Origin of the sequence: Pseudomonas sp. (assembly GCF_037994325.1) — a bacterium.
Taxonomy (GTDB): domain Bacteria; phylum Pseudomonadota; class Gammaproteobacteria; order Pseudomonadales; family Pseudomonadaceae; genus Aquipseudomonas.
Map to the genome: position 1 here is coordinate 1 of NZ_JBBNAH010000309.1, position 11151 is coordinate 11151.

Consider the following 11151-nt stretch of genomic DNA (forward strand, 5'->3'; position numbering starts at 1 on the left):
CGTCGTCCCCGCGCAGGCGGGGACCCAGAATCGAGTTTGCGTACCTGGGTCCCCGCCTGCGCGGGGATGACGGTGTGACGCCTTACTTTACCGCCCCACGCAACTCGGCCACCTGCGCCTGCAACACGGCCGGCGTTGCCACTTCCGGCGCCAGCGGCTTACCGGCCACCAAGGTGATGCGTGACCACAGGCGACGGAACAACCCTTTGCTCGGGTCTTTGCTAAAGAAGCTGCCCCACAAGCCCTGCAAGGCCAGGGGAATTACCGGCACCGGGTTCTCTTCAAGGATCTTGGTAACCCCCGCTTTAAACTCGTTGATCTCGCCATCGGTGGTCAGTTTGCCTTCGGGGAAGATCAGCACCAGCTCGCCGGCTTTCAGGTAGTCGCCAATCTTTTTGAACGCCTGGTCGTAAATCAACAGGTCCTCACTACGCCCGGCAATCGGCACGGTGCCGGCGGTGCGGAAGATAAAGTTGAGTACCGGCAGGTTGTAGATTTTGTAGTACATCACGAAGCGAATCGGCCGGCGCACCGCGCCACCAATCAACAGCGCATCAACAAACGACACGTGGTTACACACCAGCACCGCCGCGCCTTCGTCCGGGATCTGTTCAAGCTCGCGATGCTCCACGCGGTACATGGAATGGCTGAGCAGCCAGATCATAAAACGCATGGTGAATTCGGGAACGATTTTGAAGATGTAGCTGTTCACCGCGATGTTCATCAGCGACACCACCAGGAACAGCTGCGGGATGGTCAGCTTGGCGACGGTGAGGAACAGAATCGAGGCAATCGCCGACACCACCATAAACAGCGCATTGAGAATGTTGTTCGCGGCAATCACCCGCGCCCGCTCGTTCTCGGCGGTGCGCGACTGAATCAGCGCATACAGCGGCACGATATAGAAACCACCAAAAACACCGATGCCGAGAATGTCGCCCAACACCCACCAGGCCTGGCCGTAGCTCAATACCTGAGTCCAGCTATGCGCCTCAGCGGTCTGTGGGAAGTTGCCCGAATGCCACCAGAGCAAAATGCCAAATACGGTCAGGCCGATGGAGCCAAACGGCACCAGACCGATCTCCACTTTGCGCCCGGACAAACGCTCGCACAGCATCGAACCCAAAGCGATGCCCACCGAGAATACGGTCAGAATCAGGGTCACCACCGTCTCGTCGCCGTATAGCCACTCTTTGGCATAGGCCGGAATTTGCGTCAGGTAGATGGCACCGAGAAACCAGAACCACGAGTTACCCACAATCGAGCGCGACACCGCCGGGCGCTGGCCCAGGCCCATGCGCAAAATGGCCCAGGATTGGCGGAAGATATTCCAGTCCAGCTTCAAGCTTGGCAGCGCGGCCGCTGCCGGCGGAATCCCGCGGCTGGTGAGATAACCGGCCGTGGCAATGGCCACGATTGCGGTCGCCACCAATGGCGCATAGGTCAGCTCGGACATCATCACGCCGGCGCCAATGGTGCCAGCCAGAATCGCCAGAAACGTGCCCATTTCCACCAAGGCATTTCCGCCGACCAACTCATCTTCCTGCAAGGCTGCCGGAAGAATCGAATACTTCACCGGGCCAAACAGCGCCGAGTGCGTGCCCATACCAAACAGGGCGATAAACATCAGCGTCAGGTTGTTCAGCAGAAAGCCCGCTGCGCCCACCGCCATAATCAGAATTTCCGCCAGCTTGATGGCGCGGATCAGCTTGTGCTTATCGAACTTCTCACCGAACTGGCCACCCAGGGCCGAGAACAGAAAGAACGGCAAAATAAACAGCAGCGCACACAGATTCACCAGCACCGTACGGTCGCCAGAGATAGTGAGCTTGAAGAGGATGGCCAGAATCAGCGACTGCTTGAAGATGTTGTCGTTGAAAGCGCCGAGCAATTGCGTAACGAAGAAAGGCAGAAAGCGTTTTTTACCGAGCAAGGCAAACTGCGAGTGTGTGGTCATGATCCCTGTGTACCTGTATGAGGCTACTTTGGCCGTCCTGCATTGGACTGCAAGTGCGTGGCACAAAGCCACAGGGGGAAGCGGATTTTGTGCGAAGAAATGGAAAATATCTTTGCCGCAGTGTCCGTACTTGCCGTGCGCTGCGCCTGCAAATGGGCACGTCACTGGTGCGCGCAGCACAGCCCTCGTACATGGATCCGCAATCCAACGCAGGACCGTGTGCTGTGCGCACCAAGCGATCCATCGCGCTAAATCGGCAACTGCCCAAACGCCCAACGCAGCAAGAAGAACAACACAAAGCCCCCGCCAATGGTGGCGAGCAGGTGCCGGGTAACGGCCGCAATCACAATGGCGCCAATGCCGGCCAACAGGTAAGCGTTATCCAGACGCAGGGCCAGGTGTTCACCATCGGGCAGCAACATGCCAGGCACAACAATGGCGGTGAGCACGGCGGTAGGTACGTAGTGCAAGCCTTGCAGCACCAGCGGCGGGAAGCGCAGGTTGGGCCAGGCGAACAAGCTGTAGCGCACGGCAAAGGTGATCAAGGCCATGCCAACAATCAGCAACCAGGTCTGCATTACACGCCCTCCCCGGCCAGCACAGGCCGCGCTCGACGCTCCAGCACCACGCCCACCACAATCCCCGCCATGGCCGCCGCCAGCAGGCCCAATTTGTACGGCAAGCCATGGCACACCACGGCCACTGCGCCCGCGACAACCGCAGCGGCAACCTGGGGAAAATTACGCAGCAGCGGTACAACAATGCCGATAAAGGTCGCCAACATGGCGAAGTCCAACCCCCAGCCGGCCAGGCTTGGCATGGCCTGACCAAACAACACCCCCAGTAACGACGAACTGATCCAGCACAGGTACAGCGCCACCGCGACACCGGCGTGGTACCACTGGCCATGGTTACCCGCACCATGGGCCAGGTAACGGCGCTGCACCACAGCAAAGGTTTCGTCGGTCAAGCCAAAGGCCAGCGGCACGCGCCAGGCTTGCGGCAAATGGGCGATATAGGGTTGCAACGAGGCGCTGTAGAGCACATGGCGCAGGTTGACGATCAGGGTGGTAAACAGGATTACCGCCGCGCCAGTGCCGGCGCTCAGCAAACTGATGGCAATAAACTGCGCCGAGCCGGCGTACACCAGCAGCGACATGCCCAAGGCCTGCCACAGGCTAAGGCCAGCCACGCTGGCCAAGGTGCCGTAAATAACGCCAAAGGGGGCAATGCCGACGATCATCGGCACGCTGTCGCGCAAACCATAAACAAACAACTGCGAGCGGGTCATTGGAGCTCCTCCTGACCCGACAGCCTAGGTCAGACCTCGCCCACAGTCTTGAACGATCTTGCGCACGCCTGGCGGTATTCACCCGGCCCCACGCCATAGGCTTGTTTGAACTGGCGGGTGAGATGGCTCTGATCGGCGAAGCCCAATTGCATCGCCACGCTAAGCGGTGCGCAGCCGGCTTTGAGCAACGCGCGCGCCTGTTCAATGCGCCGCTGCTTAACCCAAGCATGGGGCGGCAGGCCGGTGGCACGGCGAAATACCCGGGCAAAATGAAATGGTGAGAGGTTAACGCTGGCGGCCAGCTCTTCTAGCGAAGGCGGGTCGGCCAGCTGCGAACTGAGCAATTCTTTGGCGCGGGAAACGGCTTGCGGTTCGCGTCCCGCTTCGGCGGCGGTGCGCACTTTACCGTAGCGCTGAAACAACAACAGAATCGCCTCGCGCCAGGCCGTTTGCCGCTCTAATGCCGAACCAGGAGCATCGCCCAGCAAGCGGTGCACGCCGCTGAACAGCGCGGCCAATTGCGGGTCATGGAGCACGCTGGTGGCAAACGACGGCAAGCCTTCGAGGGCCAATTCCAGCTCTTCGAACACTGAATTGACCTGGTTGATTTCCGGGTAGAAAGCGCGGTACAGCCAGCCCTCTTCGTGGGCCTTGGAACCGGTATGGAGTTCGTCGGGGTTGATCAACACCATGCTGCCCACCGGGGCCAAGTGCTCGGCGCCACGATGGTTAAAGCGTTGGGCGCCGTGTTCAATCACGGTGAACACGTAGCCTTCATGCACATGGGGGGCAAAGCGTTGTTCGATGTAGTGGGCATGCAGCAGCTCTACGCCGCCAAGGTCGGGTGCCTGCCAAAACCGTGTCTGCTCACCCGCCGCTGCCATCACCTACCCGCTGAAACGCGCCTCCAGTTGTTGTTTGATCGCCGGCCATTCGCGGTCGGTGATGCTATATAGCACGCTGTCATCCAGACGCCCATCGGCCAAGCGGCGATGGTTGCGCAGCAGCCCTTCACGCACGGCGCCGAGCGCTTCAATAGCGGCCTGCGAGCGCAGGTTGCTGGCTGCCGTACGCAGTTGCACGCGGACCATACGCCAGCTTTCAAACGCATGGCGCAGCATAAGGTACTTGATCATGCGGTTCAGGCCGGTGCCATGCTGGCTGGCATCCAGCCACGTGCCGCCGATTTCGCAGGACGGCAATTCCGGGTGGAAATCAAAAAACCGTGTGGTGCCCACCAGTTGCTCACCTAGACGCACCACCAACGGTAACGCCCGGTCCTCGCGCTGTTGGCTAAGGGCACTGCGATACCAGTCCAGCCGCAACGGACCACTCATATAAATCAACTGTTCGCGGTTGGCCTCGGCCAAGGTAACCAGCGCGGGAATGTCAGCATCGAGCAAAGGCTCCAGACGCAAGGCGCCGCGCTGCAGGGTGATAAGTTGGGGTTTGAACATGACTGCATTCCTATGAGCGAAGCTAAGCGCGCAAGGCGCCAAAAGCTGCCTGCGACCTTAGTCGCGCCTGACTGAATAACACTTTGATGCGACACTGACCCGCGCCTTGACGTTCCACCCAGCGGCGCCTTTTACCTTAAATAAACCCAGCTGTTTTTTCCGGAGTTGCGATGTCGTTGTCTAGCGGGCTGATCGCCGCGGTCGCCCTGTGCTACATGGCCATTATGTTCGCCATCGCCTTTTACGGTGACCGCCGCCGCACGCCCATGCCGCCGAAAGTGCAGGCCTGGGTGTATAGCCTGTCGCTGGCGGTGTACTGCACCAGCTGGACCTTCTTTGGCGGCGTGGGTCAGGCCGCTGGGCAACTCTGGTCGTTTTTGCCGATCTACCTCGGCCCTATTCTGCTGATGCTGTTCGCCCCCTGGGTGTTGCAGAAGATGGTGATGATCAGCAAGCAGGAAAACATCACCTCCATCGCTGACTTTATCGCCGCCCGCTACGGCAAATCGCAGTTGCTGGCGGTGGTAGTCGCGCTTATCTGCCTGGTGGGCGTGCTGCCCTATATCGCCCTGCAACTCAAAGGCATCGTGCTTGGCGTCAACATGCTGATGGGCACCGGCCATGTGCAAGACACCACCGGCACCCGCTCGCAAGACACCGCCTTGGTGGTGTCCCTGGTGCTGGCGCTGTTCTCGATTTTGTTCGGCACGCGAAACTTGGATGCTACCGAGCACCACCGCGGCATGGTATTGGCCATCGCCTTTGAATCGCTGGTGAAGTTGCTGGCGTTTCTGGCAGTCGGTGCCTATGTGACCTGGGGCGTTTTCAACGGCTTTGGCGATTTGCTCGACAAAGCCGCCGCCGCGCCACAACTGGAAGGCTTCTGGGCCGAGACCATTAACTGGCCGTCGCTGATCGTGCAAACCGGCGTGGCGATGATGGCCATCGTTTGTCTGCCCCGGCAGTTCCACGTCACCGTTGTGGAAAACATCGAACCGAAAAATACCCGCCTGGCGCGTTGGGTGTTTCCCGGTTACTTGGCCCTGGCGGCGTTGTTTGTCATTCCCATCGCCCTAGCGGGCAAAATGCTGCTGCCAGCCGGGGTAATTCCGGACTCCTTTGTCATCAGTTTGCCGCTGGCCCATGCCCACCCGGCGCTGGCCATGTTGGCGTTTATTGGCGGCGCTTCGGCGGCGACCGGCATGGTGATTGTCGAGGCCGTAGCGCTGTCGACCATGGTCTCTAACGACATGCTGCTGCCTTGGCTGCTGCGGCGTAAAAGTGCCGAGCGGCCTTTTGAGGTATTCCGCCACTGGATGCTCTCGGTGCGCCGGGTCAGCATTGTGGTCATTCTGCTGCTGGCCTACGTCTGCTACCGCCTGCTGGGTTCTAACGCCAGCTTGGCCACCATTGGCCAGATCTCGTTTGCCGCCATCACCCAATTGGCCCCGGCCATGTTCGGCGCGCTGCTGTGGAAGCAGGCCAACCGCCGTGGCGTATTCGCGGGTCTGGCGGCCGGTTGCCTGGTGTGGCTTTACACCCTGGTATTGCCGGTGGTGGCGCACAGTTTGGGCTGGTCGCTGGCGAAATTTCCCGGGCTGGAATTTTTGCTCTATCAATCCATCGGCATGCAGGTCGACCCGCTTACCCGTGGTGTGGTGCTGTCGTTGGCGAGCAACTGCACGCTGTTTGTCTGGGTCTCGTACTTTTCCCGCACCCGTGTCGCCGAGCACTGGCAGGCCGGGCGCTTTATCAGCCAAGACCTGGTGAGCAAACCCAGCAGCCGTAGCCAACTGGCGGTGCAAGTGGATGACCTACTGACCCTGGCCAGCCGCTTTGTCGGTGAAGAGCGCGCGCAGCAGAGTTTTGTCCGCTTTGCCTATCGCCAAGGCAAAAGCTTCAACCCCGACCAACCCGCCAACGGCGACTGGATCGCCCACACCGAACGCTTGCTGGCTGGCGTACTCGGCGCCTCGTCCACCCGCGCCGTAGTTAAAGCCGCCATCGAAGGCCGCGATATGCAGGTTGAGGATGTGGTGCGCATCGTCGACGAAGCCTCCGAGGTGCTGCAGTTCAACCGCACCCTGCTGCAAGGCGCGATTGAAAACATTACCCAGGGCATCAGCGTGGTCGACCCGTCGCTGCGCCTGGTGGCGTGGAACCACCGCTACCTGGAACTGTTTGACTACCCCGAAGGCCTGATCAGCGTTGGCCGGCCGATTGCCGACATCATTCGCCATAACGCCGAGCGCGGTTTGTGCGGGCCCGGTGAGCCGGATGCCCACGTTGAGCGCCGGCTGTACTGGATGCGCCAAGGGCGCGCGCACACGTCCGAGCGCCTGTTCCCCAATGGCCGGGTGATTGAGCTGATCGGCAACCCGATGCCGGGCGGCGGGTTTGTGATGAGCTTTACCGACATCACCGCGTTCCGACAGGCCGAGCAGGGTTTGAAAGAAGCCAACGAGGGTCTGGAGCAACGGGTTACCGCGCGCACCCATGAGCTGTCGCAACTGAACCTGGCGCTCAGCGAAGCCAAGGGCGTGGCGGAAAGCGCCAACCAATCGAAAACCCGTTTTCTCGCTGCCGTCAGCCACGACCTGATGCAGCCGCTAAACGCCGCGCGGCTGTTCTCCGCCGCCCTCGCCCACCAGCCTGAAGCCTTGCCAGCCGAAGCCCAGCAACTGATTCGCCACCTCGACAGCTCGCTGCGTTCGGCCGAAGACCTGATCAGCGACTTGCTGGATATCTCGCGCCTGGAAAACGGTCGTATCACCCCGGACCGTCACGCCTTTGAACTGAATGCGCTGTTCGACACCCTCGGCGCCGAGTTCAAAGCTCAAGCCCAGGAGCAAGGCGTGACCTTCAGCCTGCGCGGTAGCCAATTGCGCGTGGACAGCGATATCAAACTGCTGCGCCGCGTGCTGCAAAACTTCCTGACCAACGCCTTTCGTTACGCCAGCGGCCATGTACTGCTTGGCGTACGCCGTTGCAGCGAAGGGCTGCGCCTGGACGTGTGGGACCGCGGCCCGGGTAGTCCCGAGGCCAAACGCGCGGTGATTTTTGAAGAATTCAAACGCCTGGACAGCCACCAGACCCGCGCAGAAAAAGGCCTGGGTCTGGGCTTAGCCATCGCCGATGGCCTGTGCCGTGTGCTTGGCCACAAGCTGGAAGTGCGTTCCTGGCCAGGTAAAGGCAGTGTATTCAGCGTGACGGTACCGCTAGCCAAAGCGCCCTCGCCCTCGCTAACTAACACCAATGGCAGCGACGCCAACGGCCATCACCTCAGTGGCGCGCAGGTGCTGTGCATCGATAACGAAGACAGCATTTTGGTCGGCATGCACAGCCTGCTCTCGCGTTGGGGCTGCCAAGTGTGGACCGCGCGCAACCGCCTGGAATGCGAACACCTGCTGGCCGAAGATGTGCACCCGCAACTGGTGTTGGTGGACTATCACCTCGACGAAGGCGAAACCGGCACCGAGCTGATGGCCTGGCTGCGCACGCGTTTGGGTGAGCCGGTACCGGGGGTGGTAATCAGCGCAGATGGGCGACCCGAACTTATTGCGCAGGTGCATGCGGCTGGTTTGGAGTTTTTGCCCAAGCCGGTTAAGCCGGCGGCGTTGCGGGCGTTGTTGAGTCGCCATTTGCCGCTGCGCTGAGGCAAAACCGTGGTTTGAAGTAGATTCCGGGTCCCCGCCTGCGCGGGGACGACGCCAGTTTCCGTCTCTATCACCGTCATTCCCGCGTAGGCGGGAATCCAGAATTTCGCCCCAAGCGTAACAATCTGCTCCACCCCTAACCTTGGGTGGGAATCTGCCGTGATGCGCCGCCGCCCACTGGCCTTGCTCCGCACGCTCCTTCAATACTGGCGCCCTGCCCGATCGGAGCGCCGCCATGAACGTTGCCGTACACCTCGTTACTCCCACCCCTGCCGCCGAACAGTCGATGGTGCAAAGCGGCGGGGTAAACCTGGCCACCTATCGCTGGGGAAATCCGAGCGGTCCAACACTGCTATTGGTACATGGCTATCCCGACAACCATGAAATCTGGCTGCCGCTGGTTAATCAGTTGGCGGCCGATTACCAGATCATTGCCTACGACGTGCGCGGCGCCGGCGCTTCGGATAAACCGCAACACCGGCGCGACTATCGCTTGCCCTTGCTGGCCGATGATCTGCAGGCCGTAATCCTCGCCCACAGCCCCAACCAGCCGGTGCACCTAGTTGCCCATGACTGGGGCTCGATCCAAAGCTGGGAGGGCGTGACCGAACCGCGCCTGCAAAAACACCTGGCGTCGTACACCAGCCTTTCCGGGCCGTGCCTTGATCATGTCGGTTATTGGATGAGCAGCAAACGGCCCTTGCGCCAGGTGTTCGGGCAATTGCTCAGCTCGTGGTACATCGCCTTTTTTCACCTGCCGTTTATTCCGCAGCTGGCCTGGCGTCACGGCATGGCCAAACTGTGGCCGCGCTTTTTGCGTCAGGTGGAAGGCATTCGCCCGGTGCGCATTAGCAGTACCCAGAGTGACGACGGTCAGCACGGCGTAAAGCTCTACCGCGCCAACTTTATCCGCAGCCTGCTGACCCCGCGCCAGCGGCACACCCAGGTGCCGGTGCAGTTGGTCGTGCTGACCCGCGACCGTTTTGTTAAAGCGCACCTGTTCGACGACTTGCAGCGCTGGGCGCCCAAGCTATGGCGCCGCGAGGTGGCGGCTGGGCATTGGCAATTGCTGGCAGAGCCGTCGCAGTTGGCGCAGTGGGTACGTGAGTTTGTGGCGCTGCATGAAGGCGGTGAGAACTGCGCGGCACTGCAGAAGGCGCAGGTGCAGCATCAAAATCTGTAGGGTATGCCGCTCCGCGTCCGCTGTGCGTACCATGGCGCCCCCGGAGAGACCGCTTGGTGCGCACAGCACACCCTACGAGCGGGAGCGCTTAGTTTTCGTCTGACAGCTCATCAAAATGCGGCAAGCCCGCTGCTCGTTCGAGCAATTCGGTGGGCAAACTTTTGCTCGCCCGCGCGCCAAGCAACTTGAGATTTTCCACCCGGCTAATGATATTGCCGCGGCCGTCAGCGAGCTTGTTGCGCGCTGCTGCGTAGGCTTTGTCGAGCTGCTGCAGGCGGCTGCCGACTTCGTCCAGGTCGACGATAAAGGCGACAAATTTGTCGTACAGCGCCCCGGCGCGTTCGGCGATTTCCCGCGCATTCTGGCTTTGCCGTTCCTGGCGCCAGAGGCTATCAACCACCCGCAACGTTGCCAGCAAGGTGGTCGGGCTGACGATGACAATGTTCTGCTCAAACGCTTCCTGAAACAGCCCAGGGTCGGCCTGCAAAGCCGCCGCGAAGGCGGCTTCGATGGGGACAAAAAGCAGCACGAAATCCAGGCTGTGCAGCCCTTCAAGACGCTGATAATCCTTCAGTGACAAGCCCTTGAGGTGACTGCGCAACGACAGCACATGGGCTTTAAGGGCTTGCTGGCGGGCCGTGTCGCTATCGGCCACCACATACTGTTGGTAGGCGGTAAGGCTAACCTTGGCGTCCACCACCACTTGGCGCTCGCCCGGCAATTGAATGACGACATCGGGCTGGAAGCGTTCACCGTCCTGACCTTTCAAACTGACTTGGGTTTGGTACTCGCGGCCCTTGGCCAAGCCGGCATGCTCCAGCACCCGTTCCAGCACCAGCTCGCCCCAGTTGCCCTGGGTTTTCTGCCCTTGCAAGGCACGAGTAAGGTTGGTGGCTTCGTCACCCAAGCGCTGGTTGAGTGCTTGCAAACGCTCCAACTCTTTACTCAGGGAAAAGCGCTCACGGGCTTCCTGCTGGTAACTTTCTTCCACACGTTTTTCAAAGGACTGGATGCGCTCTTTTAACGGGTCCAACAGTTGGCCAAGGCGCTGTTGGCTGGTCTCGGCAAAGCGTTGCTCGCGCTCGTCAAAAATCTTCCCGGCCAGCTCGGCAAACTGGGCGCGCAGTTCATCGCGCGAGCCCTGTAGGTCGCTTAGGCGTTGCTGATGGTTGTCGTGTTGCTCGCGCAATTCGGCGCTAAGGCTGGCACGCTCGGCGGTGAGCTGACGCAGCTCAGCTTCTTTCTGTTCGCGCTCGCTGCGCCACTCTTGCGCGGCCTCCCGGGCGCGGCTGCGCTCGCTTTGCAGCAGGTCGGTTTCGCGACGCAGGGCGGCCAGCTCGGCCTGCTGTTCGGCTTTGGTTTCGATCAGCTCGGCAATGTCGCTACGGTAGCCATCCAGCTGTGCAGCGAGACCGTCCTGAGCTAACTGGGCATGACTCAGGCGCTCATCAAGTAATGCGCTCTGCGCCTGGGCCTGGGCGACACGCCGCTGCATCTGCCAGAGCAGCGCCAGCATGGGCAGCGCAGCGACCGCCAGTCCAATTAACAGGGAGGGCACATCGATAGGCATGAAAGGCTCCGCGCAAGAATGGCGGGCAGTATAACCA

Annotated in this window: 8 protein-coding genes; 2 read left to right on the plus strand and 6 right to left on the minus strand. The window is 60.8% G+C overall.

The annotated features are described in order from the left end of the window. Positions 1–82 precede the first annotated feature (82 nt). The 5 genes from AAAB16_RS10440 to AAAB16_RS10460 form a co-directional block, all read right to left on the minus strand. The gene (locus AAAB16_RS10440) at positions 83–1957 is read right to left on the minus strand and encodes an MFS transporter (protein WP_340663265.1); all 1875 of its coding nucleotides are present in this window, start codon (positions 1955–1957) and stop codon (positions 83–85) included. 248 nt (positions 1958–2205) lie between these two features. Further along, positions 2206–2535, minus strand: coding sequence for an AzlD domain-containing protein (locus AAAB16_RS10445; protein WP_340663266.1), 330 nt, complete (start codon positions 2533–2535; stop codon positions 2206–2208). Next, positions 2535–3248: an AzlC family ABC transporter permease gene (locus AAAB16_RS10450; protein ID WP_340663267.1), complete on the minus strand. Its 714-nt coding sequence runs from the start codon at positions 3246–3248 to the stop codon at positions 2535–2537. The genes AAAB16_RS10445 and AAAB16_RS10450 overlap by 1 nt, the downstream gene beginning before the upstream one ends. A 29-nt stretch (positions 3249–3277) precedes the next feature. After that, positions 3278–4132, minus strand: a complete 855-nt coding sequence (locus AAAB16_RS10455) for an AraC family transcriptional regulator (RefSeq protein ID WP_340663268.1) — start codon at positions 4130–4132, stop codon at positions 3278–3280. A 3-nt stretch (positions 4133–4135) separates the two neighbouring features. After that, entirely contained in the window at positions 4136–4705 is a 570-nt protein-coding gene (locus tag AAAB16_RS10460; protein ID WP_340663269.1) for a GNAT family protein, read from the minus strand. 170 nt (positions 4706–4875) lie between these two features. Between AAAB16_RS10460 and AAAB16_RS10465 the strand changes: the two genes are divergently transcribed. Continuing rightward, the gene (locus tag AAAB16_RS10465) at positions 4876–8361 is read left to right on the plus strand and encodes a PAS domain-containing hybrid sensor histidine kinase/response regulator (RefSeq protein ID WP_340663270.1); all 3486 of its coding nucleotides are present in this window, start codon (positions 4876–4878) and stop codon (positions 8359–8361) included. A 235-nt stretch (positions 8362–8596) separates the two neighbouring features. Then, positions 8597–9544, plus strand: a complete 948-nt coding sequence (locus tag AAAB16_RS10470) for an alpha/beta fold hydrolase (RefSeq protein ID WP_340663271.1) — start codon at positions 8597–8599, stop codon at positions 9542–9544. A gap of 88 nt (positions 9545–9632) precedes the next feature. Here the strand turns inward: AAAB16_RS10470 and rmuC are convergent, their stop codons facing one another. Further along, complete coding sequence (gene rmuC, locus AAAB16_RS10475; RefSeq protein WP_340663272.1) at positions 9633–11060, minus strand: DNA recombination protein RmuC; 1428 nt, start codon at positions 11058–11060, stop codon at positions 9633–9635. Between the last annotated feature and the right edge of the window lie 91 nt (positions 11061–11151).